Source organism: Alistipes sp. An116, from assembly GCF_002161005.1.
GTDB classification, from domain to species: domain Bacteria; phylum Bacteroidota; class Bacteroidia; order Bacteroidales; family Rikenellaceae; genus Alistipes; species Alistipes megaguti.
This window is the reverse complement of the sequence record NZ_NFLR01000003.1, coordinates 205324-231130: the sequence shown is the minus strand read 5'-3', so window position 1 is coordinate 231130 and position 25807 is coordinate 205324. Positions and strand designations below refer to the sequence as shown.

Below are 25807 nucleotides of genomic sequence, written 5' to 3'. Positions count from 1 at the left end.
AGAGCCGCATTTTGGGATGAAGTGGCGGCGAACTCCAATGGAAAAGTCCGCTTTTTCCCGCAGGAACCGGGGGACGGGGCGGTGACGCCGCAGCGTCGGATGACCGCAAACCGGAGGGGCCAAAGCCCCGAAAAGATGGATTTCCGAAAAATAGGTAAAGCTAAAGGAACCCGGGGGCCCCTTTAGCTTTATCTATTCGTTAGCACGAAGGTGCTACCCTACTTTTTCTTGTGACGGTTCTTGCGCAGACGTTTTTTGCGCTTGTGGGTAGCCATCTTGTGACGCTTATGCTTCTTTCCGTTTGGCATAGTGGTTAAATTTTAAGAGGTTCTTTGTTTATCGTTTATTTTACCTTCGCTGCAAAGCTCTTTGCGGGCTTGAAAGCGGGGATGTTGTGCTCGGGGATGGTGATCGTCGTATTCTTCGAGATGTTGCGGGCCACTTTCTTGGCACGTTTCTTCACGATGAAGCTTCCGAAGCCGCGAAGATACACATTATTCTTCTGGGTGAGCGACGTCTTGATACTCTCCATGAAAGCCTCGACGATAGCCTGCACCTGCACTTTCTCCACGCCGGTGCTCTTAGCGATTTCGCTTACGATATCAGCCTTTGTCATATCTGTTAATAAATTAAAATATTAAGTTCATCCGATTGATTCGGAGTGCAAATATACGCTTTATTTGAAATTCCGCCAACAAACGGCCATTTTTTTTCAATTTTTTCTCGACCCCGTAGCGCTCACGAAGCCAGCACGATAACCCGACAAAAGCAAATCCCGGGCCAAAATCCGAACACGCCGCCGCCTCTTCGGGAAAACGGCGGCCGAAAAACCGGAAGCACACCCGGCAAGACGCTGGCATGCAGCCACATGACCAATAATCCGGCCGGCACGCTGAAAAACCGCGCCCGCATTCCGCGGAACAGCTCCTTCGGGAATCCCGTCCACGCCGTGCGGCGTCGCCGCCGGCCCGGGTTCGGTCGGCCGCCCGGACTTCCACACGCCTGCCATCACCCCGAAATCCCAGCCGCGACAATAAAGCGCAGGATTTTTGCGTTTGATGGTAAAATCACTAATTTTGTAATCCCTAAACCGACACTGGCATGGTCAAAATACTCTGGGTCGACGACGAAATCGAACTGCTCAAACCGCATGTCTTCTTCCTCAAGCAGAAGGGCTATGAGGTCGACACCTGCAACAACGGCTACGACGCCATCGACATGGCGACCGAAAATGCCTACGATCTGATCATCCTTGACGAGATGATGCCCGGCATGACGGGCCTCGAAACCCTCCCCAAAATCAAGGAGGTACGCCCGACAACTCCCGTCATCATGGTCACCAAGAGCGAGGAGGAGAACATCATGGACAAGGCCATCGGCTCGAAAATCGCCGACTACCTGATCAAGCCCGTCAACCCGAACCAGGTGCTGCTGTCGATCAAGAAGAACGTCCACCAGCAGCAGCTCGTCACCGAACAGACCACGGCCGACTACCGCTCCGAATTCGGACGCATCTCGGCCTCGCTGCAGATGGCCGAGAACTTCTCGGACTGGTGCTCGCTCTACCGCAAGCTCACCGCCTGGGAGATCGAACTGGGCGAATCCACCGACGAAAGCATCAAGGAGGTGCTCACCTATCAGAAATCCGAAGCCAATCAGGAGTTCTGCAAGTTCGTGCGCCGCAACTACTACAACTGGATCAACCGCCGCTCGGACGATACACCCGTGATGTCGCATACGCTCATGCGCACGAAGATCTTCCCCGTGGTGGACGAAAACCCGAAGACCACGTTGCTGCTGATCGACAACTTCCGCTACGACCAGTGGCGGGCCATCTCGTCGCTGCTGCGGGGCTACTACGACGTGCAGCAGGACGACTTCTACTGCGCCATCCTGCCCACCGCCACCCAGTACGCCCGCAACGCCATCTTCGCCGGACTGATGCCGCTGGCCATCGACAAGCTGATGCCCCACAAGTGGCTCAACGACAACGAGGAGGGCGGCAAAAACCAGTACGAGGAGGAGTTCCTGCGGCGGCTCATGAGCCAGAACGGCAAGACATGGAAATTCTCCTTCGACAAGCTCGTCCGCCCGGAGCAGGGCCGCAAACTGGTCGACAATATCCAGAAGGTCTACGACGCCGACTTCTCGGTGATCGTCTACAACTTCCTCGACATCCTTTCGCACGCCCGCACCGAGACGGACATCATCCGCGAACTGACCGAGGACGAAGCGGCGTTCCGTTCACTGACCCGCTCGTGGTTCGAACACTCGGATCTCTACACCATCCTGCGGCTGCTGGCCGAACGCGGCCATACGGTGGTCATCACCTCCGACCACGGCACCATCCGCGTGGACAACCCGGTGAAGGTGACCGGAGACCGCGAAACCTCGTCGAACCTGCGCTACAAAACGGGCCGCAACCTGGCCTACAACTCGCGCGAAGTCTACGAGGTGTTGCGCCCCGAGGACATCCAGCTGCCGTCGAGCAACCTCACCTCGAGCTACATCTTCGCCTACAATTCGGACTTCCTGGTCTACAACAACGACGCCAACCGCCACATCCGCTATTACCGCAATACGTTCCAGCACGGCGGCATCTCGATGGAGGAGATGATCGTGCCGTACATCGTTCTGAAACCGAAACAATAACACGCCATGAGAACCATCCATATCACCTCGCAGGAGGAGCTTCCGCACGTGGCCCGCGCGGTCATCGAATCGCTGGGACGCCGCACGGTGGTGGCCTTCCGCGGCGAGATGGGTGCCGGAAAGACAACGCTCATCCGCGAAATCGCCGCCCAGCTCGGCGCCACGGACACGGTCACCAGCCCCACGTTCGCCATCGTCAACCAGTACAAGGGACAGGGCAACCGCCTCATCTACCACTTCGACTTCTACCGCATCAACGACGTGCGCGAAGCCTTCGACTTCGGATACGAGGAGTACTTCTACTCGGGCGACCTGTGCCTGGTGGAGTGGCCCGAGAAGATCGAACAGCTGCTGCCCGACAACGTCATGACGGTACGCATCACCGTCGACAGCGAAACGGCCCGCACCTTCGAAATCGACTGAGCGGCCGTTGCCGCACAACCCGCCCGTCCGGGAAGAAAGGCAACATCCGCCCGCAGGAGGAGGCCGAAGGGCCGTGTGCGGGCGACAAACACACATAACCCGTCAAAACACCCATGAAAATGCAGGAATACATCTCGAAACAACACCAGATTCTGCGCCCCGCAGAACAGATCTATGCGGTGATCAGCCGCTTCGACAATCTCACGCCGGCCCTGGCCGACCGCGTCGAGGAGTGGCAGGCCACGGAAGACCGCTGCTCGTTCAAGGCCAAGGGCTTCACGGTGAAGCTGCGCATGGAGGAGCGCGTCGAGCCCAAGCACGTCAAGATCGTCGGAGACGAGGGGGGTGTGCCGATGGACTTCGCCTTCTGGATCCAGCTGCACCCGGTATCGGAGACGGACACCCGCATGCGGCTGGTGCTGCACATCGAACTCAACATGATGATGAAGATGATGCTGGGCTCGAAACTTCAGAGGGCCATCGACCAGATTGCCGAGGGGATTGCCCGGGCGATGAACGCCGCCCCGCAGTACTGATCCCGTCCGGGATCGGATACAGAAGCGACGGTTCCGCCTCCCGGAGATGCTGATCGAACACCACCTCGAAAACCGTCGGCCCTACGGCCGTGCGCTCCGCTTCGTCTCCGAGCGACTGATCGAAATCTCGCGGAGATACAAGGAGGAGGCCCGCCGCCGGCTGGGCAGCGAACCGTCGACGGAATCGGGACGGACCCAGGAGCAGGGCATCGGTCCGGGCAGCCGGCGGGCGGATGGAAGGGGCGGCCGGAATCAGCCGCGCATCGCCTCGGCCACGCGGCGAACGGTCGGAAAGGCCGTGCGAAGATGTTCGGCCGCCTCGGCCGGCGTACACCACACCACGCGTTCGATTCCCTCTTCGGTCTGCGGCTGCAGCGCCGCAGGAGCCGTCGGGCGGAGCTCGAACCAGTGGGTCTGCTTCAACTCCCAGCGTGCGGTCTTCGGAAACCAATAGGCGTGCAGCGTCGCGCACAACGGCCGCACCGCCCGGCACGCCACACCCGTCTCCTCCTCCACCTCGCGGGCGGCACACTGCTCGAGGCTTTCGCCCGCCTCAAGGTGCCCTTTGGGCAGGTCCCAGCGGCCGTTGCGATGAATCAGCAGCCACCGTCCCACGTCATCGACCACCACTCCGCCGGCCGCCTCGACCCACGCGAACTGCCCGGCAAAGGCCTTGAAAGTCATCTCGGGCGAGGATGAAACCACCGCCACGGAGTTGTGCGATTCGAGAAAATTCAGTATCTTGGTGCGCGATATGCCGCCGTCGGCTTCGGCCGCCACGGCATACCACCCCGCGTCGGGGGCCGAAGCGGTGAAAATCACCGCCTTGTCGGCAAAATAGACCGTACGATTCATGGTGTGAACGATTTTTTCGGAATCCAAAATTACGAATAAATAGGACAACCTCAACGAAAATGAAAAAAATCATCCTGATGATGGCCCTTGCAGCTGTGGGGCTGGGCGCCTGCGACCGGCAGCGTCCCGAAGCCCTGAAGATCGACAATGCACTGACGGCGGAGGAGATCGCCGCCGGGCGGTTCACTCCCGAAGTGATGTGGAAAATGAGCCGTGCGGCCGCTTCGTCGCTCTCGCCCGACGGGCGCACGCTCCTCTATCAGCAAACGGATTACAACGTGGCCGAAAACCGCGGCGTAACGACCCTCTGGGTCGAGGATCTCGCCTCGAAGGCCGTCACGCGCCTGACCGACTTCACGTCAAACAGCCTCGCGCCGCGCTGGAGCGCCGACGGCGGGAAGATCTACTTCCTCTCGGACCGCAGCGGTTCGATGCAGGTGTGGGAGATGTCGCCCACGGGCGGCAACGTGCGCCAGCTTTCGGATCTGAAGGGCGGCATCGAGGGATTCGGTATCTCGCCCCGCGGCGACAAGGCGTGGTACGTACAGCGCGTGCAGGCCGCCGACCGCCGTTCGGCCGACATCCACAAGGACATGGACAAGTCTCAGGCCCGCATCTACGACGATCTGATGGCCCGCCACTGGGACTATTGGGACGAAGGCGAGTATCTGCACCTCTTTGTCGGTGATTTCGGAACCGAGGGGCTGAAGCCGGGCACGGACATCATCGGCGCCGAGGCGGCGTGGGACACTCCGCTGGCCCCCTACTTCGACATGGCCGAGATCGCCTGGAACAACGCCGGCACGATGCTGGCCTACACCTGCAAACCGCTCACCGGCACGGCCTACGCCGTCTCGACCGATTCGGACATCTTCGTCTACGACGTCGCTTCGGGACAGACGCAGAACATCTGCAAACCCACGAACTTCAACACCGGAGAGTTGATCGAATCGTCCCGGGACAACCTCCCGGGTTATGACAAATACCCCGTCTGGTCGCCCGACGACCGGATGATCGCCTTCCTCTCGCAGCGCCGCGCCGGCAACGAGTCGGACAAGTCGCGGCTGTTCCTCTACGACTGCTCGACGGCCGAGATGTGCGACCTCACGGAGGCGTTCGACTACAACGCGCAGAACGTCGTCTGGGAGGGCAACGACCGCGTATGGTTCATCGCCCCGATCGAGGGCACGTACCAGATCTGCCGCGTGGCCGCGACCGACGGCGAGGTGGAGGTCCTCACCAAGGGCGACCACAGCCTGACGGCCTTCACGACGGGCGGCGGCCGCATGGTGGCCGAGCGTTCGACCATCTCGTCGGCCACGGAGTTCTTCGAGGTCAACACCTCGGACGGCTCGCTGACCCAGATCTCGGCCATCAACGACGCCATCTACAAAAACATCCGCATGGGTGAGGTGCAGAAGCGCTGGGTGCGCACCACCGACGGCAAGCAGATGCTCACGTGGGTGATCCTGCCGCCCGACTTCGATCCGGCCCAAAAGTACCCGACGCTGCTCTACTGCGAGGGCGGCCCGCAGAGTGTCGTGGCCAACGGCTGGAGCTATCGCTGGAACTTCCAGCTGATGGCCGCCCAAGGCTATGTGGTGGTGGCCCCGAACCGCCGCGGCGTACCGTCGTTCGGCCAGGAGTGGCTCGACCAGATCTCGGGAGACTACTCGGGGCAGAACATCCGCGACTACCTCTCGGCCATCGACGACGTGGCCCGTGAACCGTGGGCCGACGAGGAGCGCATGGGTTGCGTCGGCGCCTCGTACGGCGGCTACTCGGTCTACTTCCTGGCCGGCTGCCACAAGAAGCGCTTCAAGGCCTTCATCGCCCACTGCGGCATCTTCGACTTCGACTCGATGTACGGCGAAACCGAGGAGCTGTGGTTCGTCAACAACGACTACGGCGGCCCGTACTGGGACCGAGACAACGCCACGGCCCAGCGTTCGTATGCCAATTCGCCCCACAAGTTCGTCGAGAAGTGGGATACGCCGATCCTGATCTTCACCGGCGAAAAGGACTTCCGCATCCCCTATACGCAGTCGCTCGAAGCCTTCACGGCAGCCCGCGTACGGGGCATTCCGGCCCGGCTGGTGGAGTTCCGCGACGAGGCGCACCAGGTCTTCAAACCCCAGAACTCGATGGTCTGGAACCGCGAATTCTTCGGCTGGCTCGACCGCTACGTCAAAAAGGCCGAATAGGCTGATAATCTTCCCCGTAAAAGGCTCTCCGACCGCCGGATCGGAGAGCCTTTTCTGTTCGAAATGTCGCCGGGAAACCCCGAAAAAGGGAGGGTTTCATGATGAAAAACCGGGCGTTCGTTGAATTTATTTCCAAAAACGGCCTCCCGCGCCTATTTTTGCAAATGTTCAGATAAAAGAATTCGTACATGATGAAACGTTGGACAACCCTGCTGCTCCTGCCGCTTCTGGCCGCCTGTTCGAAGGCCCCGGAGGTCGCGACGGATCCGGCAGCACAAACCATCGAGGTCGCCATCGGTTCGGGCCCGCGGCTCGACATCACCACTCAGTCCGCCACCCGCACCACGCTGGACGAGGAGGGCACGCAGGTGAAATGGCAAACAGGTGACCAACTCGCACTCTGGGCCGTGAACTCCGCCTCGCAGCGCGTGATCGAAGCCGCCACCTTCAGTCTCTACCACTACAACGCCTCCTACAATTCGGCCAGCTTCCGGGGCTCGATTCCCGCCCTGGCCGAGGATACCTATTCCTATTATGCCGTTTCGCCCGTCCCGGCCGCAACCGACGGTCTGCAGGCCTCGTACGACATTCCGGCCGTACAGGACGGAACGTTCCACGGCGAGTGGGACGTGATGGTGGCCAAGCCCGTCACGGGAGAGGCACTGCGCGAACACGACCGCAAGGATGCAAACGGCATCAGCGACAATTCGGACATCGTCAACCTGCAATTCGCCCACAAGATCCACGTGCTGAAAATCACACTGCCGAAGAACGATCTGGGCGAGCCGATCACGGAGATCGAGCTGACCTTCCCGACGGCCGTTACGGGCCGTCTGACGGTCGATGCCTCGAATCCGGAGGCCGACGCCACGTTGAGCGGCGGAAGCAAGACGCTCACGCTGCGTTTTGCCGAGCCAAAGGATGCCGGCGATGTAGTCTATGCCATGATCGCCCCCGTGACACTCGACGAGGGACAACAGATTTCGATTTTGGCCATCGGTGAGAGCTGCGAATCGGAGTCGCGGACCTTCGCACCCGCCAGCGCCGACCGCACCTTTGCCGCCGGCCATACCACCCCGATCAACTACAATGTTCCGGGGCTCGGGCGCATGTTCACCCGTCTGAACTTCCGGCTGGACGAGGCGGGAGCCAACACGCTGGGCGAAGAGATCGACTCCTTCACGGTCACGGCTCCCGAAGGGTGGGTCTTCGAGGACGGCACCCGCAGCCGGACGTTCGACGTCACCGGCACGGGCGACTACCTGATCCGCTTCCGCGAATACCCCAACCAGACGGCCGAAACGTCCGGATTCCAGGTGACGTACGATTCGGAGCACGCCCTTCTGACCGAGACTTTCACGCTGCCGGCAGTCACCCCCGAGACGCTGAACCTGGCCGCCGCATTCCGCGTGCCGTACCTCTTCGAGGAGGACTTCAGCACGGTCACGAACTTCAGCAACGGCGACAACAACACGCTGGCCAACACCTCCAGCGGAGACAACTCGGCCCACGACCTGAGCGGGTACGGTCTGCAGGAGTGGACCGGAGCCCGCTGTGGCGGCGCCGCCGGAAAGGCTGTCCGCATCTGCAGCCGCAACGAATGCGCCGCTCTGACCCGAGGCAGCTATCACGGCCGGATCGACGGCCCGAGCTTCGGCATTCTGAAGGGCTCCTGCCCGGTGGTCGTACGCTTTGACTATGCCATCTCTCGCTCCTCGAACCAGGGCAACGTCCTGCAACCCTATCTCGCGGTCGGCGTCACCGATTCCGGAGAGCGCAATGCCTCCTCAAACCGCTGGGGGTCATTCATCTCGGGCGAAGGCAACCCCGGCACGATTCTGCAATACAACATTCCGGCAAACGTCTACGATCTGAACGACAACGGAGCGCTGGACGGCTCGTTCGACCAAATCCGGCAGCACGGCGAATTCCAGGCCACGGCTACAGCCAACCACCATCTGGTCTGGGAGGTCTACATGAAGAGCGGCGAACCCCGCGAAGCCCTGACCTACTACTACTCCAACAACTGGGTCTATATCGACAACATCCGCGTATCCATCGCCCAATAACGACACCGCCATGAAAAACTTCCTGTTCACACTGTTGGCATCGGCAGTCCTGATGGCCGGAGGATGCTCGAAAAACGAATCTCCGGCATCGGCCGACGGATACGGAACCCTCCGGATCCTCTGCACGCCCGATGCCGCCATCACGACCCGCGCCGAAATCGCCACCTCGCCCGTACCCGAGGCCGGAGCGTTCGCCCTGCGCATCACCGGAACGGACTACGACCACTCGTGGACGAGCGTTACGGAGTTCAACGAGGCGCAGCCGCTTCTGCCGACCGGCGAATACACCGCCGAGGTCTCCTTCGGCGACCCTGCGGCCGAAGGGGCCGGCAAACCCTGCTACCACGGAACAAAAACCTTCCAGATTCTCCCGCGCAAAAGCATCTCGGAACAGATCGAGGCCCGCATCGTCAATTCACAGGTGACGGTCACCTCGACCGAGGCGTTCCGCACCTACTTCCACGACGCCGTCTTCACCGTCACCACGTCGGCCGGCAACCGCTTCACCTTCAAGCCGGGGGCCGGGACACAGGACGAGGCGGTCTTCGTGGCGGCCGGCACACGGCTCACCCTCACCGGTGAGGCCATGCTCCAGAGCCAGACCGGCACGGCCTTCGACCGTCCGTACACCTTTCCCGAGCAGACCCTCGAGCAGACCGTCGCCCGCACGCGTCACACCTTCTGTTTCGACGCCCGCGACAACGGCAGTGCCACGGTGACGATCAACCTCTACGACGAATACCTCGACGAACGCACCTTCGAGGTCGAACTGAACGACGATTCCCAAAAAGATTCCAACGCATGAAAACGACTCGAAATATGAAATTCTTTACCGGATTATGCTCGGCCCTGGCCCTGAGCGCCCTTCTGCTGACGGGCTGCGTCAACGAAGAACCGCCCTACAAAAGCACGGACAACGGCTCCGCGGAGGCCGGAACAACGGGTTATCTGAGCGGCGAGACGCTCTCGCTGCGCGTCATTGCCGACAGCCAGACCGACGTCCGCCCCGATGACACGGAGGATGCAACCCAGACTCCGCCGCAGGCAAACGCCGCCACCCGGGCCGATGTCGCGACGGACAACTACCACGTGACGATCGTCAACTCGGGCGACCAAAGCCCGGCCTTCGACGGCACCTATGCCGAGTTGAAGAGCCGACTCGCCGAAGGCCCCATGGAGCTGCCGATCGGAAGCTACGATCTGACGGTCCGTTCGCACCGCGACGAAGAGCTCCAGGCCGCAGCCTGGAACATGCCGGTATACGGCACCTCCCGCTCCTTCACGATCACGAAGGATGCCACGACCTCTCTCGAAGAGATCGTCTGCACGCTGCAGAACATCAAGGTGACGCTGCTCTGCTCGGCGGATCTGGCCGAGCAGCTGGCCGATGACACGAAAGTCGTCATCTCGCTGGGCGATGCCGCGCTGGAGTTCGACAAAGCACACTGGGACGGCAGCCAGGCCGCCTTCTTCCTGCCCTCCGGCGAAGAGAATACGCTCGACTTCGTCCTCACCGGAACCTTCACCGACGGCGGGGAGGCCGGTTTCACCCGCACGATCCCGGGCGTCAAGGCCGGTCAGTGGCGCAAGATCGAACTGGTAATCGCCTATGCCGATCAGGGCAACGTGAAGTTCGACATTCAGGTCGACAGTTTCGTCCTCGACCAGACGATCACCATCAACGGCACCGAAGGGCTCTGGGAGCCGCTCTACGTCGAGAAACCGCTTGTCGAAGCCCCCTCGATGGTGTGGACAGGCCACGACTTCGGGGAGACGTTCCAACTGAAGGCCTCGATGTTCGACGAGGAGGGGCTCTGCTCGGAACCCTTCGAGATCGTCGCCACGGTCCCCGGCAAGGTGGCCCGCTTCGATATTGCCATCTCGTCGACCAACGAGCAGTTCATGGCCTCGCTCCGCGAACTGAAGATCGAGCAGTTTGACCTCTGCTCGATCAGCGGAATGGAGGCCACCATGCTTCAGGGATTTGGATTTCCGGTCGGCGACCAGATCAAGGGGCTGACCTCCAAGACCCTCAACATCGGCGGACAGCTGCCCTCGATGCTCTACGCCTTCGAGGGAACCCACACCTTCGCCTTCACGGTGACCGACGAGGAGGGACAGAAGGCCTCGGCCACGCTGACCCTGCTGGTCGACAAGGCCCACGAAGAGGGCGGTGCAGGCAATGCCCCCTCGATCGTCATGTTGACCGACAGCCACAATCTGGCCGAGCCCTACGTGATGAACGAAATCAAGGATATCGAGATCACGATCGCGGCCCCGAACGGCGGCATCCGCGAACTGCTCGTCACGGCCGAGTCGCAGGCGCTGGGCACGCTGCTCGAGCAGATCGGGCTCTCGTCGCTCATCTCACCAGGCGTCGACCTCTGCCACCCCGACAAGACGGCCGAAGAGGTACTGGGTTCGGTCGTCGGATTCCCCGTCGGCGACGAGGTGCTCAACCAGAACTCGATCCTCTTCAAGGTGGGCGCCACGTTCGTCGGGATCCTCGCCGGGAACGAAATTCCGTCGGATGTCGAGGGCGAGCCGAACACCTACAAGTTCCATCTGCGCGTAACGGACAACGCGGGTGCCTCGACCGAGGCCACGCTGACGCTCGTTCAACCTGCCAAATAGTGTAGCATGAAACGATTATTGACATACCTGATTCCGGCCATGGCGCTGATGTTGGGCGCCTGCTCGAAGCAGGGCGACGAACTCGCCCCGGAGACTTCGGCCGGAACCCTCACGATGCGGATCTCCACCCGTGCGGAGGCCGCCGGCGACGGTTCGTATGACCCGATGGCGCACCTCGTCGTGCGGATCTACAACGGCAACGGCGAACTGATCCGCAAATACACGTCGAAGGAGGATCTCCCGGAGCGGCTCGAGCTTATCGCCGGGCAGTACCGCGTGGCGGTCGAGGCCGGTGAGGCGGTCGAGGCCTCGTTCACGCAGCGCCTCTACAAAGGCGAGGAGCCCTTCACCGTGACGGCCGGCGAGAATACGCCCGTCGAGGTGAAGTGCACTCTGCAGAATACGGCCGTGGCCACGCTCTTCGAGGAGAGTGTCACCGAGAACTTCGGCTCGGAGTTCGAGGTGCGGGTGATGGCGGGCGACACCTTTGACGCCGACCGCATCGACGCCGCCTCGACGCTCCGCTACACGGGCGATGCGACCGGTTACTTCACCCTCGGCGAGGGGGTCAGCAGCCTCTCGTGGCGGTTCCGCGGCGAGCACCCCTCGCGCGGCACGATCGAAAAGAGCGGCACAATCACCGACGTGAAGGCCCCGGGCCGCTATACGCTGACGTTCCGGTACTCGCCCGATCTGCCGGGATTCATCGATGCGGTGGCCATCCGCGTCGACGATACGACCGACGATTTCGACGATACGATCATCTGGAGCCCCGATCCCACGATCAAGGGCGACGGGTTCGAACTCTCGGAGAAACAACAGTACACGGGAGGCGAAAAACGATTCCAGATCACAACCGTCAAGCCGACGACCTCGGCCCGGATGAACTTCAACGGCAAGCAGTACGACCTGCTCTCCGAGGCTTCGACGCTCGCAACGGCCGGGCTGTCCGTGGTGAAGAACGCCGAAAACGCCCTTACGGTGACCCTTTCGGAGGCCTTCTTCGCCGGATGTCCGGGCGGCGACCATCCGCTGCGTCTGGAGGTGACCGACAACGGCGGCGGACAGGGTGATGCGGAGTGCATCTTCACGCTGCAGGGCGTTCTGACTCCTTCCGCCGCGGATTGCAATCTGTGGAACAATACCGTCACGCTGCGGGCCCTGGTATTCGATCCGGCCGTATCGTCCGTCACGTTCGGCTTGCGCTCGAAAGGGGGCCAGTGGCAGGAGACGGCCGGTTCGAACACCGGCGACGGAACCTGGAGCGCCACGTTCGGCGCCGAATGGGAGGAATCGGTCAACGAAAACGGACAGACGATCTATACCCCGAAAGCCGGCACGGGCATCTGGGCCGGCAGCGAATACGAATGCCGTGCCGTGATCGACGGCAGCGAAAGCCTCGCCTCGCTGACCACAACCGCCGGGCAGACCATTCCGGGCGGCGACATGGAGGACGGCTCGATGAGCTGCTTCAACAACAACCACGGCTCGTTCTGGGACAGCGGCAACAATTCGATGAGCAGCCCGCTCTGCGTGCCGAGCACCTGCAACGGCATGGAGGGCAACCACTGTGCCCGTCTGCAGGCCAACAAACCGATTCTGCTGGTCAATCTGGCGGCCGGCAACCTCTTCACGGGCAGTTTCAACCAGTCGGGGACCAGCGGTACAGTCTCCTTCGGACAACCCTACGACTGGCAGGCCCGCCCGCGTATGATGCGCCTGCGCTACTACGCCGAAACGCTCGGCACGGTCAACCAGAACCAGCACAGCGGTCCGCTGGCCATCGGATCGCAGGACCAGGCCCGCATCTTCGCCGCCATCGTCGACTGGAACGCTCAACACAGCGTCACCTCGGGATCAAGCTCCCCGAAGGGGGTTTGGGATCCCGCCAAGGGCATCTACGGAGGTGACAACACCACCGAAGCCTCCGGACGGATCATCGGCTACGCCTCGCTGCTGATCACCGAGCAGTCGTCGGGCGGCAAGATGATCACGATCGACCTGCCGTTCCACTTCTACGACACCTCGGCCAAACCGTCGGGCAGCTACACGCTGGTCATCTCGTGTGCCACGAGCGCCTACGGCGACTTCATGAACGGCTGCACGTCGAATGTCCTCTACGTCGATGACTTCCAATGGGTTTACTAACGATTAAACGCTTCACGATGCGCCATATACTCAGCATTCTGTTTCTTGCGGCCGTGGGTCTGCAGGCGTCGGGCCAGACGATCCGCTTCCGGGAAACTCCCGCAACGGACCCGCTCGCCCATACCCGGACGTCGGAACAGCCGCACCGTACCCTCACGGTCAACGAAATGCGCAGCCAGCGCGGCCTGACCGACACCCACAACCTCTTCATCCCCAAAGGTCAGTGGATCTTCGGCGGTACGGCCTCCTACTCGACCCATACCAATCAGAGCTACCAGTTTCTGGTCATCGAGGGAATCAACTCGACGGGCTATACCTTCAAGGTCAGCCCGATGATCGCCTACGCCTTCCGCAACAACATGGCCCTCGGCGGACGATTCATCTATTCGCGCACGCTGCTCAAGCTGGACAAGGCCTCGATCAACTTCGGCGACGAAGGTTCGGGCGTCGAACTCAACGTCCGCGACTACTATGCCCTGCAGCACAACTACCAGATAGCGGCCATCTGGCGGCAGTACATTCCCCTGGGCAGCAACAAGCGTTTCGCCCTCTACAACGAAATGTCGCTGGCCGGCGGCGGCAGCCAAGCCCGCTTCGCCAACGACTCCCCCGTGAAGGGCACCTATCAAAAGGGATACTCCTTCTCGCTGGGTATCTCACCCGGCATCATCGCCTTCGCCACCAACAACATGGCCGTCGAGGTGAACGTCGGCGTGATGGGTATCACCTACGACCACACCGAACAGGTCCACAACCAGGTCACCGTCGGCGAACGCAACATCAGCCAGATGAACTTCAAGATCAACATCTTCTCGATCGGCCTCGGTGTGGCCTTCTACCTCTAAATCCGGAATGCCATGAAACGTATCTTCCACATACTTGCCGCTCTCTGCATCGCACTCCCAGCCCTGGGCCAGAGCCGCGCCGAAGACTCCTTCACCGCAGCCGAAACCCCGACGGCCAACCCGCTGTCGGGCGAAACCCTCACCGACGCGTCGGTCATCACGCAGAAACAGCACTTCCTGCCCACACGCCGGCGCATCGACCGTGAAATCAACAAGATCAAGTTCGCCTACAAGGGCGAGGTGATCATGGGTCTGACAGCCTCCTACGGCACGCTGTCGAGCGACGACACCGATGTTCTGCTCATTCTGGACAACATCAATGCCGACGGATCGGTGACCACCATCAAGCCCTTCGTCGGATACTTCTACCGCGACAACCGCTGTCTGGGCGCCCGATTCGGATACAACTTCATGAGCGGTACACTCGACCAGGGCGGACTCTTCGACCTGGGGGAGAACAACAACGTCTCGCTCAACATCCCCTATCTGGATTTCAAGAGCAGCAACTACTCGTTCGGCATCTTCCACCGCTCCTATGCGGGGCTCGACCCGAAGGGGCGCTTCGGCCTCTTCGCCGAACTCGAACTCTCGGTCTCGACCGGTACGTCGCGCTTCTCCTACGAATCCGAAGGCAAGGTCAAACAGACCTACAGCGACAACACGCAGCTCAAATTGGCCTTCAACCCCGGAGCCGCGGTCTACATCTTCCCGAATGTCTGCGCCACGCTCTCGTTCGGACTCGGCGGCATCCAGTACACCACCGTCAACCAGCACGACGAACTGGGCAACAAGATCGGAACCCGCGAGGCCTCGAAGATGAAGTTCAAACTCAACATCCTGGCCATCAACATCGGTATGACCTTCCACATGTGGGACAAGAAAAAGAAATAACGCATGAAACGACTCATCAGTTATCTGCTCGCCGGAGCGATGTTCGCCGGTACGTCGTGCATCTCCAACGATATTCCCTATCCGACGGTCGAGGTGGCCATCAACAGCCTCTCGGGGGAAGGTTTTACGGTCGCGAGCATCGATCTGGCAACCCGCACGGTGACCCTCTCGCTCGAGGAGGCCACCGACATCCAGCAGGTCCGCATCGACGAGGTGACCTACGCCGTCACCCCCCACAACACCAACATCGACCGTCAGTTCTTCATGGACAACATCCGCCCGTCGCGCCCGCTCACGGGGACGTTCGATCTGCGCATGCCGATCTACGTCACCCTGCACCTCTATCAGGACTATGAGTGGCAGATCGTCGCCCAGCAGGAGATCACGCGGAGCTTCCGCGTCGAGGGGCAGGTCGGAGCCTCGGAGTTCGACCTTCAGAACCGCATCGCCACGGCCTACGTCGCCAAGGATGCCGACCGCAGCCGCGTGACCATCACCGAACTCAAGCTCGGACCCGCCTCGACCGACGCCGTCACCACGACCTACTCCCCCACCCTGGAGGAGCTCTCCACGCTGGACTACAGCTCGCCCGAGGCCGACGATCCGACGGCCGGGACACCCCACTTCGTCGACGTCACCTGCCACGGCCGCACGGAACGCTGGGTGCTCTACGTACTGCCGACCGACAAGACGGTGCAGACCGAAGCCGTCGATGCCTGGTCGGGTGTCGTATGGCTGCGCGGTTCGGGCGTCTCGGGACAGCCGATGGGCTTCCGCTACCGCGTCGGTGAGGAGGGCGAATGGGCCGAAGTCCCCGGCGTGAAGATCGAGGGCGGAACCTTCTCGGCCGCCTTCGCCGCCGAACCGCTGACGACCTATCAGTTCAAGTCCTACTGCGGCGACGACGAGAGCGACCCCACGACCGTCACCACCGAACGGGCCGAACAACTCCCCAACAGCGGTCTGGAGGAGTGGTCTCAGCCCGCCAAACCGTGGCTGCCGTTCCTCTCCGACCAGACCGGCAAACCGATCTCACCCTTCTGGGACACGGGCAACAACGGCTCGACCGCCCTGAGCGAAAAGGACAACGTCACCACCCCCGACGAGAGCACCGTACGGCCCGGATCCACGGGCACGAAATCGGCCAAACTTTCCAGCAGAAAGGTCCTCATCAAACTGGCCGCCGGCAACCTCTTCACAGGAGAATATGCCGCCACCAGAGGTACGGACGGCATTGTCAACTTCGGCCGGCCCTTCACGCTGCGCCCCACGGCCCTGCGCGTATGGATGAAATACAACAGTGGAAAGATCGATTTCGTGGGGTCGAACATGCCTGCCGGCGAGACGATCCAGACGGGCGATCCCGACAATGCCGCCATCTACATCGCCCTCGGAACCTGGACCAAGGAGAAATACGGCATGGGCAAGAACGGGGCCGGCGACGATAAGAACGGCGGCAAACCCTTCGGAACGGACGCCTGCCCGGTGAGCATCGACACCCGCGACGTGAAGACCTTCTTCAACCCGCAGGGCGAGGATGTGATCGGCTACGGGGCACGATTCTTCTCCGAGAGTGTCGCCGACTGGACACAGATCACCATCCCGATCGACTATCGGTCGACCAACGAGGTCCCGACGCACATCATGGTCGTCTGCTCGGCTTCGCGCTGGGGCGATTACTTCACCGGCAGCAGCGAAAGCACCCTCTGGGTCGACGACATCGAACTGATCTACACCCCCGTCGAGAGCCTCGAGTAAACCGTCCCGAGGCCCGGCGACCGGGATGTCCCCGACGACACCCGGCCGAGTACAAAAAAAGGCAGCGCTTCGGAAATCCGAAGCGCTGCCTTTTCGATTATCTGTCGGGGATTACCTCCCGGCAATGCGACAGTACTTGTCGTAGCGTCCTAACACATCATCCACATAAGCCAGGGTCTGACGGCTGCCGGTAAACCGGCCGCACTTGACCACCTCGTTCTCATAGTATTCGGGCTCGGCCTTCAGCGTCAGATAGCGAGCCACCACCTCCCACGAGTTGGGGTCCTCGCCGTGCACGCGGGCCAGGCGCCGCGCATCGCTCACATGGCCGATTCCTCCGTTGTAGGAGGCCAGCACGATGCTCATACGGTCCTTCTCAGGGGTCCCCTCCGGGAGTCGGAGGGTCGACTGAATCTCCGTCATCAGTTTGTTGGCCAGCCAGATATTGGTTGCGGGATCGGCGATCCGTTCGGTCGGGATCTCGAAATGGCGGGCCACCGAGGGCATGATCTGCATCAGTCCGCACGCCCCGCTGCGCGACGTAAGGTCGGGCATGAAGCGCGATTCGTGGTAGGCAATGGCGCTCATCAAACGCCAGTCATGACCCTCCTCCTCGCTGATACGGCGAATCAGGTTGTCATAGGCCGAAATCACATACTTGCCCTCGGCAAGGGGTACATAGCCGATTTCGGCCTCATCGTTCAGCGACTGATCCGTCACGGGAGCGCTGAAGTGGGCATTAAAGCCGTAAAATGTCGTAAAAATGGTTAAGAACGCAAACGTTAAAACCGTCTTTTTCAGCATAAAATGTTGTTTTGCGGGCAGCTTATACCGCGCAGAACAGCACGCTAATCATAGAATCCCCAGGAGATGCCGATCTTGAACATACCCGGATTGAGCGGGTAACGGGCTGCCGAGAAATACTCTCCGTTTCCGAACAGTCCCTTGTTCACATGCTGATATTTCAGGAAGATCCGCATTCTCTTCCACTTCGCCATCACGAAGGCGTCCAGGTAGGGATAGTTTCCCACCTCCTCTTCGCGCTGGTTGTAGTACACCGACAGTGCCGGATTGTAGCCGGGCGCATAGTAACGCGTGTTATAGCGTCCGTCGAGTCCGATCTGCAGGCGCAGTACGTCGCGCACCACCCAGAATTCGTAGTAATACGACAGGAAGGCGCTCAGAAGCGGCACGGGCACAACCTCTTGATTCGTGCTCCACTGCAACAATACCCTGTGGTCCAAATGAAGTCCGCCGAGGCGGAAATCCTTGCGGGCATACACGCTCGTGAGGCTTATGCTTCCATTGTCCTGGGCGACGTTGCTGTCCGATCCGTAGTAGATCTTGTTCGTCACGACGCCCTGCCAGGCTCCGACTTCGAATGCGTAGTCGGGAACCGAAAACTTGACCTCCAACCGAGTCTCATTCTCCTTGTTCAAAGGAGTGTCCCATATATAATGGTTCGAGAATAGATTCTCCTGCCAGTAGGTTGGCGAGCGGCGCTCCATCGTGAAGCGGCCTTCGAGAATCAGGGGGTGTCCGCGGAGATAACCCGTCAGAGCGAGGTGCGCTCCCACGCTCAGGTCTCCGCCTCTGTATCCCGACGGGTAGAACTTCAGGTTCCCGTCCCAGTCGACATACTTCTTTATCTTGCCGCTGACGGAGCCGTAGGCAAACCAGCTGGTCTTGCGTTCGGTCGTATAACGCCCCGTCAGGTAATCGTCCAGTTTGAATTGCGAGTAGGTGTGCAGGTCGAGGCCCACACCCGCGTCAATCGTTCCGACCACGCCGTTCCGGTCCCAGGGCTGCGCCTGGACGAAGACCCGGTTGGAGATGACCCGTTCGTAGATCGAGTCGCGCGTCTCCACCGGATTGATGTACCAGTGGTCGTAGTAGTTGTGTTCCGCGGAGACGAACTGTCCGTTCTCGTCGCGATGGTCGCGCTCGTTGGTGTAGGGCTTGTTCAGATCCGTATAGATCTTGCTCCACGAACTGTACTCGAACGAGTGGCCGATGTAGACGGCCGACAGACCGGCCATCGAAAAGTCGCTCTCGGTCAGACGCTGCAGCGGAATACCGTAGGACTGCGTCAGGAAGAAGCCGTTGTTGCGGTAGACATTCTTCGCCTCGGCATCGGCCAGACGCATCGGTACGCCCGAGGGCATGCTGAACGTCGTGTCGGCGATGGCCCATTTGCCCACCACGCCGCCGTTTTCCTGCTGTTCGATGTGGTTGTTGTAGTAAGCCGCATGAACCGAATAACGGCGTCCCGTATGGCTGAAGGCCAGCGAGAGGTTGTGGTTCTTGGTCCGCGACCAGAGGTAGAGTCCGCGGGTGCCGCGCGACTTGTAGTCGACGTTGAAGCCCGTCGTCGGCGAGATGTTCTGGGCCACCATGATGCCGAAATTCTCCTCGCGGTAACGCTTCTGGCCCGACTCCGCGTAACTCATCCGGATCATCGGCCGCTTCGTGTTGTAGAAGGGGACGTTCTCCATGTCGTAGGTGTACGCGTAGTAGGGACTCGCAAAACTGAAGTCAAAGAACTGCGGCCGTCGGAAGTAGTTGAGCGGCAGTGACGTTTGTCCCAGCGCGCCCTGGGCGATGTCGCCCACATCCTCGCGATAGAACGGATAGTCGATCCGGTAATCGGTCAGGGTGGTATCCAACGGGCCGATCTCCACGCGGTTGAAATCGCGCTTCACGTGCCACATGAAGTTGTTCAGCGCGCGGATCGAGTCGTTGAAGAAATAGGACTCCAACGGCTTGCGGATTTTCCGTTCCTTTTTGGTGGTGTCCTGCTGTTGCCGGCCCTCTTCGTCGCCCTCGGTCTGTTCGTAGGGGTTCGAGCCGTAGAGCGCACCGCTCTGTCCGTTCTGCATGGCCCGCCGCAGGGTGCTGGCATCGAAGCCCTGGGCGTGCAGCGCCGCGGGGACGGCCATCAGCAGACCGAGCAGCAGCAAGGGCAATATGCGCTTCGTAAGTCCCGACATCACTACCAAAGAGCGGAAAACCGCGGCAAAGATAATTAAAAATTTTTAATTTCGCAACTATTTCTCTTTCCTACAGTCCGTTGCGGGGCTCGCGAAGTGTTTCACGGCCGAGATCAGGATGTAGATCACGACGATGAGCGGAATGGCCCGCCCGCCCAGCGCGACGAGCAGTACGGCGCTCACGGCCAGGAACGTATAACGCAGTTCGTTCCCGGCCCAGCCGAAGCCGTGGAACTTCAGGGCGAACATCCGCAGGTTGGAGACCATCAGCCAGGCGGCCCCGAGTGCCACCAGCACGAGGCTCTCGCGCGAAAAGACCATGCCGTAGCGCTCGACCAGCAACCCAAGCGAAGCGCAGAGCATCGCGGCGGCCGGGATCGGCAGTCCGAGGAACTCCGAACGCTGCGTGTCGTCGATATTGAAGCGTGCCAGGCGCAGCGCCCCGAAGGCGGCGTAGAGGAAGACCACCAGCGCCACGGCACCGTCGGGCAGCCAGTATCCGGGCATTGCGCCATAGAGGGCGTACATCACCGCCGCGGGAGCCAGTCCGAAGGAGATGTCGTCGGCCAGGGAATCGAGCTGCAGCCCGATGGGCGAATCCTGATGCAGCAGTCGTGCGACGAAGCCATCGAAAAAGTCGAATACGGCGGCCAGCACGATGAGTGCAAAGGCCAGCGTCAGAGAGCCCCATGCCAGGGCCGAAACGGTCGCCACAGCACCGCAGAGCAGGTTGGCCAGCGTGAGCAGATTGGGTATCGTGAACAGTCTGATCTTCATTTCCGGACAGAAATTAATCACTCCAATAGGCGGCAAAGTTACTAAAATATTTTTATCTTTGTCGATGTTAACTCCATATAATAACTTATGGCAAGCAATAAATATTGTGTCATCATGGCGGGAGGTATCGGAACCCGTTTCTGGCCCAAAAGCCGCCAGTCGATGCCCAAACAGTTCCTCGACATCCTCGGAACGGGCAAGTCCTTCATCCGCCACACCTACGAACGCTTTGCAAAAATCGTCCCGCCGGAGAACTTCCTCGTGGTGACCAACGACAAATACAAACACCTCGTGCTGGAGCACATCCCCGAGATCGACGAGCGGCAGGTGCTCTGCGAACCCGTCGGGCGCAATACGGCCCCCTGCATCGCCTATGCCGCCTATACGCTCATGAAGCTCAACCCCGAGGCCGAGATGATCGTCACCCCGTCGGACCACCTGATCTTCAACGAGGACGACTTCCGCGCCATCATTCAGGAGTGTATCACCTTCGCCTCGGAGCACGACGCCCTGATGACCGTCGGCATCAAGCCCACCCGCCCCGATACGGGCTACGGGTACATTCAGGTCTCGGACTCGAAGCCCATCAGCAAGGTGAAGTGCTTCACCGAAAAACCCAACCTCGAACTGGCCCAGACCTTCGTCCAGTGCGGCGAGTTCTTCTGGAACTCGGGCATCTTCATCTGGAAAGTGCGCTCGATCATCGAAGCCTTCGAGAAGTACCTCCCCGAACACCACGCCCTCTTCAGCAGCGTGACGCAGGCCGTCGGCACGCCCGACGAACGCCGCGTCGTGGAGATCGCCTTCTCGGAGTGCCGCGCCATCTCGATCGACTACGGCATCATGGAGAAGGCCGACAACGTCTACGTACGCTGCGGCGAGTTCGGCTGGAGCGACGTCGGCACCTGGGGCTCCGTCTACCAGCACTCGCGCAAGGACCGCTATGCCAATGCCGTCCCCGAGGAGGGGTGCTACCTCTACGACACGCGCTCGTCGATCGTCTCGCTGCCCAAGGGGAAGATCGCCGTCATCAGCGGCCTGAAGGAGTACATCGTCGTCGACACGGACGACGTACTGATGATCTGCCCCCGCTCCGAGGAGCAGAATATCAAGAAATTCATCGACGAAGTGAAGTTCCACAATGGTGACAAGCATATCTGATCTCTACGAACTCTTCCGTTCGCATCCGCACGTCTCGACCGACACGCGGCGCATCGAGCCCGATTCGATCTTCTTCGCCCTCAGGGGGGCCAACTTCGACGGCAACCGCTTTGCCGCCGAGGCGCTCGAAAAGGGGGCCGCAGCAGCCGTCATCGACGATCCGGCGGCGCTCGCCGACCCGCGCATGAGGCTGGTCGACAACACACTGACGGCCCTTCAGGAGCTGGCCCGACAGCACCGCCGCACGCTCGGCATTCCGATTCTGGCCATCTCGGGCAGCAGCGGCAAAACCACCACCAAGGAGCTCATTGCCCGCGTGCTGGCCGCCCGTTACAGGGTCTACGCCACGCAGGGCAATCTGAACAACCACATCGGCGTGCCGCTGACGCTGCTCGCAATGCCCCCCGAAACGGAATTCGGCATCGTCGAGATGGGGGCCAGCGCCCAAGGTGAAATCGCACAGCTGGCTTCGATCGCCGAACCGGACTACGGCCTGCTGACCAACATCGGACGGGCCCATCTCGGCGGTTTCGGCGGCCCGGAAGGGGTGCGGCGCGGCAAGGGCGAACTGTTCGACTATCTGGCCGCACACGGCGGCCGCGCCTTCGTCCTCTCGGACGACGAAACGCTCAACTCGATGGCCGCCGAACGCGAATCGTTGGCCGTGGAGTACTATCCGGCATCGCTGGCCGACGGCTTCGAGACCCGTCTGGAGGGTAACTACAACCGCTTCAACGTGGCAGCAGCCGTGGCCGTGGGACGCTGGTTCGGGGTCTCCGATCAGAAGATCCACCGCGCCGTGGCCGACTACGTGCCGGACAACCACCGCTCGCAACGCATCGAAACCCGTCGCAATACGGTCATCGCCGACTGCTACAACGCCAACCCGGGCAGCATGCGCGCCGGCATCGAGAATCTCCTTGCGGAGGAGCTCGGCGAACGCAAACACCGCGTGTTGATTCTGGGCGACATGCTCGAGCTGGGCGAATGGTCGCTCTCCGAACACGGCACCATCATCCGGCAGGCGGCCCGGGACTCCGAGGCCGAACTGATCCTCGTCGGCGGGGAGTTTGCCCGGGCCTATGCGGCTCTGCCGGAAAAACCGGCCCGCGTGACGCTCTGCCCTTCGTGCGAAGAGTTGCGCCACCTGCTGCAGACGGCGCCCGTCGACGATGCGCTGGTGCTCGTCAAGGGCTCGCACGGCATCGGTCTGGAGAAGATCCTCGATCTTCTATAGCAGCCGAACGCCTCAAACCGCGAAAACGGCCCGTACGAAATCCATTGACCGGAATCCGGCCATCCGACCCGGAAAGAGAGACCCCGCACCGCAAGTGCCGGGGCTTTTTCGTGGGTTTTTCCGATTATTTTGCTATTTTTGCCATCAATAATAAAAAGACCAAACGTAACAACATTTTCCTAATGACACTGAACGAATACCAGCAACATGCCCTCGAAACGGCCATCTACCCCGAAGAGAGCCGTATCGTCTACCCCACGCTCGGGCTGACGGGCGAAGCCGGCGAAGTGGCCGACAAGGTCAAGAAGGTAATCCGCGACTCGAACCGGGAGTTCTCCCCCGAGAAGCGCCTCGAAATCGTCAAGGAGATCGGCGACGTGCTGTGGTACTGCGCCACGTTGTCGCACGACCTGGGCTACGACCTCGACGAAGTGGCCCGCATGAATGTCGAGAAGCTCCGCTCGCGCATGGAGCGCCACCGCATCTCGGGCAGCGGCGACAACCGATAACCGCCCCCGTGAAACGTTCACCCACACAAAGCGCCCGACTCATGAAACAGGAAGAAACACCCCGCACGTCGCTCCCCGAAAACGCCTACCGCGAACTCAAACCCGAGGAAAACTATACACCGGTCATGCCGGCCTCCTCCTCGCCCCGCGAGGTCACCCCCTACTCCGTAGGAATGGGCATCGTGATGGCCATCATCTTCTCGGCCGCCGCAGCCTATCTGGGTCTGCGCGTCGGCCAGGTCTTCGAGGCCGCCATCCCGATCGCCATCATCGCCGTCGGCATGGGCACCGTCCTGGGCAAGAAGAACATGCTCGGAGAGAATGTCATCATCCAGTCGATCGGCGCCTCGTCGGGCGTCATCGTCGCCGGTGCGATCTTCACCCTCCCGGCCCTCTACATCCTCGGGCTGGATGCCGCCTTCTGGCAAGTCTTCCTCTCGTCGCTCTTCGGCGGTCTGCTGGGCATCGTGCTGCTGATCCCCTTCCGCAAATACTTCGTCAAGGAGATGCACGGCAAGTATCCCTTCCCCGAGGCTACGGCCACCACCGAGGTGCTCGTCTCGGGCGAAAAGGGCGGCAATCAGGCCAAACTGCTCGCCGTGGCGGGTCTGATCGGCGGTCTCTACGACTTCGTGGTCGGCACGTTCGGGCTGTGGACCGACGCCGTCTCGACGCGCATCTGCGCCTGGGGACAGGTCGCCGCCGACAAGTTCAAGGTCGTCTTCGGACTGAACACCTCGGCCGCCTTGCTGGGGCTGGGATACATCATCGGTCTGAAATATGCGCTGATCATCACCGCCGGTTCGTGCCTTGTGTGGTTCGTCATCGTGCCGGTGGTCGGCTCGCTGGCCGAAGCGCTGGATCCCGCAGCACTGGCCTCGCTGCTGGGCGTGACGAACGAGAAGCTGCTGGCCGACCCCTCGGCGCTGCTCTCGGCCGAGAACCTCTACACCTTCATCGGCAAGCCGATCGGCATCGGCGGTATCGCCATGGCCGGCATCATCGGCATCGTGCGCCAGTCGAAGATCATCCGTCAGGCCGTGGGTCTGGCCGTCTCGGAGTTCGGCGGCGGCAAGACGGCCGCAGCCTCGACGGAGCGCACACAGCGCGACATCCCGATGAAGCGCATCCTCTCGATCCTGATCGCCACGCTCGTCTGCGTCTTCGTCTTCTTCCACTTCGGACTGCTCGACAACTGGGTGCAGTCGGTCACCGCGATTCTGATCGTCTTCATCATCGCGTTCCTCTTCACGACCGTAGCCGCCAACGCCATCGCCATCGTGGGTTCGAACCCCGTCTCGGGCATGACGCTCATGACGCTGATCCTCTCGTCGCTGGTGCTCGTCTCGGTGGGTCTGAGTGGCACGACGGGCATGACCGCCGCGCTGATCATCGGCGGCGTGGTCTGCACGGCCCTCTCGATGGCCGGCGGATTCATCACCGACCTCAAGATCGGCTACTGGCTCGGCACGACTCCCCGCAAGCAGGAGGCGTGGAAATTCCTCGGCACGTTCGTCTCGGCAGCGACGGTGGCCGGCGTGATGATCGTACTGAACAAATCCTACGGCTTCGTGGGTGAAGGGGCCCTGGTCGCTCCGCAGGCCAACGCCATGGCCGCGGTGATCCAGCCGCTGATGACCGGCGGCCAGACCCCCTGGATGCTCTACTTCTGCGGTGCGGCGCTGGCCCTGGTGCTGACGGCCATCGGCGTGCCGGCCCTGGCCTTCGCGCTGGGTATGTTCATCCCGATGGATCTGAACGCCCCGCTGGTGGTGGGCGGTCTGATCGCCTGGTTCGTCTCGAACCGCTCGAAGGATACGGCGCTGAACAGGGCCCGCATGGACCGCGGCACGCTGATTGCCTCGGGATTCATCGCCGGCGGTGCGCTGATGGGCGTGGTAAGCGCCATCCTGAAGTTCGCCAACGTCGACTGGTTCCTCGCGGGATGGGCTTCGTCGAATGCAGCCGAGTGGACCGGTCTGGTGATGTATCTGGTGCTGATCGGCTACTTCACGTGGCACACGCTGCGCGCCAAAAAAGAGGAGTAACACAGGTCGGGAGAGGGCCCGGAAACTCGGCGCAACACCCTGAAACCGGGATTCAGACCTCCGGAAACGG

At 61.2% G+C, this 25807-nt stretch carries 20 protein-coding genes; 15 read left to right on the top strand and 5 right to left on the bottom strand.

The window, feature by feature from the left end; all coding sequences use genetic code 11:
* Positions 1 to 343 precede the first annotated feature (343 nt).
* Positions 344 to 616: an HU family DNA-binding protein gene (locus B5E60_RS03400; protein ID WP_015547910.1), complete on the bottom strand. Its 273-nt coding sequence runs from the start codon at positions 614 to 616 to the stop codon at positions 344 to 346.
* A gap of 485 nt (positions 617 to 1101) precedes the next feature.
* On the opposite strand from B5E60_RS03400, the gene porX reads away from it, so the two are divergent.
* The 3 genes from porX (at position 1102) to B5E60_RS03385 (ending at position 3611) form a co-directional block, all read left to right on the top strand.
* Positions 1102 to 2652, top strand: a complete 1551-nt coding sequence (gene porX, locus B5E60_RS03395; protein ID WP_087309473.1) for a T9SS response regulator signal transducer PorX — start codon at positions 1102 to 1104, stop codon at positions 2650 to 2652.
* 6 nt (positions 2653 to 2658) lie between these two features.
* A complete protein-coding gene (gene tsaE / locus B5E60_RS03390; protein WP_087309472.1) occupies positions 2659 to 3075 on the top strand; it encodes a tRNA (adenosine(37)-N6)-threonylcarbamoyltransferase complex ATPase subunit type 1 TsaE in 417 nt (138 codons plus the stop codon).
* Between the two features lie 119 nt (positions 3076 to 3194).
* The gene (locus B5E60_RS03385) at positions 3195 to 3611 is read left to right on the top strand and encodes an SRPBCC domain-containing protein (RefSeq protein WP_087309522.1); all 417 of its coding nucleotides are present in this window, start codon (positions 3195 to 3197) and stop codon (positions 3609 to 3611) included.
* A 252-nt stretch (positions 3612 to 3863) separates the two neighbouring features.
* On the opposite strand, the gene B5E60_RS03380 is transcribed toward B5E60_RS03385, so the two are convergent.
* The gene (locus tag B5E60_RS03380; protein WP_087309471.1) at positions 3864 to 4466 is read right to left on the bottom strand and encodes an NUDIX hydrolase; all 603 of its coding nucleotides are present in this window, start codon (positions 4464 to 4466) and stop codon (positions 3864 to 3866) included.
* A 59-nt stretch (positions 4467 to 4525) separates the two neighbouring features.
* On the opposite strand from B5E60_RS03380, the gene B5E60_RS03375 reads away from it, so the two are divergent.
* The 8 genes from B5E60_RS03375 to B5E60_RS03340 all read left to right on the top strand — a co-directional run bounded on the left by B5E60_RS03375 (position 4526) and on the right by B5E60_RS03340 (position 17015).
* Positions 4526 to 6670 carry a S9 family peptidase gene (locus tag B5E60_RS03375; RefSeq protein ID WP_087309470.1) on the top strand — a complete coding sequence of 715 codons (2145 nt, stop codon included), beginning with the start codon at positions 4526 to 4528 and terminating at the stop codon, positions 6668 to 6670.
* Positions 6671 to 6861: 191 nt separating this feature from the next.
* The gene (locus tag B5E60_RS03370; protein WP_162611591.1) at positions 6862 to 8739 is read left to right on the top strand and encodes a fimbrillin family protein; all 1878 of its coding nucleotides are present in this window, start codon (positions 6862 to 6864) and stop codon (positions 8737 to 8739) included.
* Positions 8740 to 8749: 10 nt separating this feature from the next.
* The gene (locus B5E60_RS03365) at positions 8750 to 9544 is read left to right on the top strand and encodes a DUF4493 domain-containing protein (protein WP_087309468.1); all 795 of its coding nucleotides are present in this window, start codon (positions 8750 to 8752) and stop codon (positions 9542 to 9544) included.
* A gap of 14 nt (positions 9545 to 9558) precedes the next feature.
* Positions 9559 to 11373: a DUF4493 domain-containing protein gene (locus B5E60_RS03360; RefSeq protein ID WP_162611590.1), complete on the top strand. Its 1815-nt coding sequence runs from the start codon at positions 9559 to 9561 to the stop codon at positions 11371 to 11373.
* A gap of 6 nt (positions 11374 to 11379) precedes the next feature.
* Positions 11380 to 13521: a DUF4493 domain-containing protein gene (locus tag B5E60_RS03355; protein WP_087309466.1), complete on the top strand. Its 2142-nt coding sequence runs from the start codon at positions 11380 to 11382 to the stop codon at positions 13519 to 13521.
* Between the two features lie 17 nt (positions 13522 to 13538).
* Positions 13539 to 14366: a hypothetical protein gene (locus B5E60_RS03350; RefSeq protein ID WP_204246436.1), complete on the top strand. Its 828-nt coding sequence runs from the start codon at positions 13539 to 13541 to the stop codon at positions 14364 to 14366.
* Between the two features lie 12 nt (positions 14367 to 14378).
* A complete protein-coding gene (locus tag B5E60_RS03345) occupies positions 14379 to 15257 on the top strand; it encodes a hypothetical protein (protein WP_087309465.1) in 879 nt (292 codons plus the stop codon).
* Between the two features lie 3 nt (positions 15258 to 15260).
* On the top strand, positions 15261 to 17015 hold the full coding sequence (locus B5E60_RS03340) for a PCMD domain-containing protein (protein ID WP_087309464.1): 1755 nt from the start codon (positions 15261 to 15263) through the stop codon (positions 17013 to 17015).
* Positions 17016 to 17126: 111 nt separating this feature from the next.
* On the opposite strand, the gene B5E60_RS03335 is transcribed toward B5E60_RS03340, so the two are convergent.
* From B5E60_RS03335 to pssA, 3 genes are read right to left on the bottom strand one after another with little or no spacing between them, the layout of a single operon-like run.
* Positions 17127 to 17819: a transglycosylase SLT domain-containing protein gene (locus B5E60_RS03335; RefSeq protein ID WP_087309463.1), complete on the bottom strand. Its 693-nt coding sequence runs from the start codon at positions 17817 to 17819 to the stop codon at positions 17127 to 17129.
* A gap of 44 nt (positions 17820 to 17863) precedes the next feature.
* Complete coding sequence (locus B5E60_RS03330; RefSeq protein WP_087309462.1) at positions 17864 to 20005, bottom strand: putative porin; 2142 nt, start codon at positions 20003 to 20005, stop codon at positions 17864 to 17866.
* Positions 20006 to 20062: 57 nt separating this feature from the next.
* Positions 20063 to 20782, bottom strand: coding sequence for a CDP-diacylglycerol--serine O-phosphatidyltransferase (gene pssA / locus B5E60_RS03325; RefSeq protein WP_087309461.1), 720 nt, complete (start codon positions 20780 to 20782; stop codon positions 20063 to 20065).
* Between the two features lie 87 nt (positions 20783 to 20869).
* On the opposite strand from pssA, the gene B5E60_RS03320 reads away from it, so the two are divergent.
* From B5E60_RS03320 to B5E60_RS03305, 4 genes are all read left to right on the top strand, one after another.
* Positions 20870 to 21943, top strand: a complete 1074-nt coding sequence (locus tag B5E60_RS03320) for a mannose-1-phosphate guanylyltransferase (protein ID WP_204246435.1) — start codon at positions 20870 to 20872, stop codon at positions 21941 to 21943.
* On the top strand, positions 21936 to 23180 hold the full coding sequence (locus tag B5E60_RS03315) for a UDP-N-acetylmuramoyl-tripeptide--D-alanyl-D-alanine ligase (protein WP_087309520.1): 1245 nt from the start codon (positions 21936 to 21938) through the stop codon (positions 23178 to 23180). The genes B5E60_RS03320 and B5E60_RS03315 overlap by 8 nt, the downstream gene beginning before the upstream one ends.
* Before the next feature lie 182 nt (positions 23181 to 23362).
* Positions 23363 to 23689 (top strand): nucleoside triphosphate pyrophosphohydrolase family protein, encoded by a 327-nt coding sequence (locus B5E60_RS03310; RefSeq protein ID WP_087309459.1) that lies wholly within the window; start codon positions 23363 to 23365, stop codon positions 23687 to 23689.
* 41 nt (positions 23690 to 23730) lie between these two features.
* Positions 23731 to 25737, top strand: coding sequence for an OPT family oligopeptide transporter (locus tag B5E60_RS03305; protein ID WP_087309458.1), 2007 nt, complete (start codon positions 23731 to 23733; stop codon positions 25735 to 25737).
* The last annotated feature ends 70 nt before the right edge of the window (positions 25738 to 25807 follow it).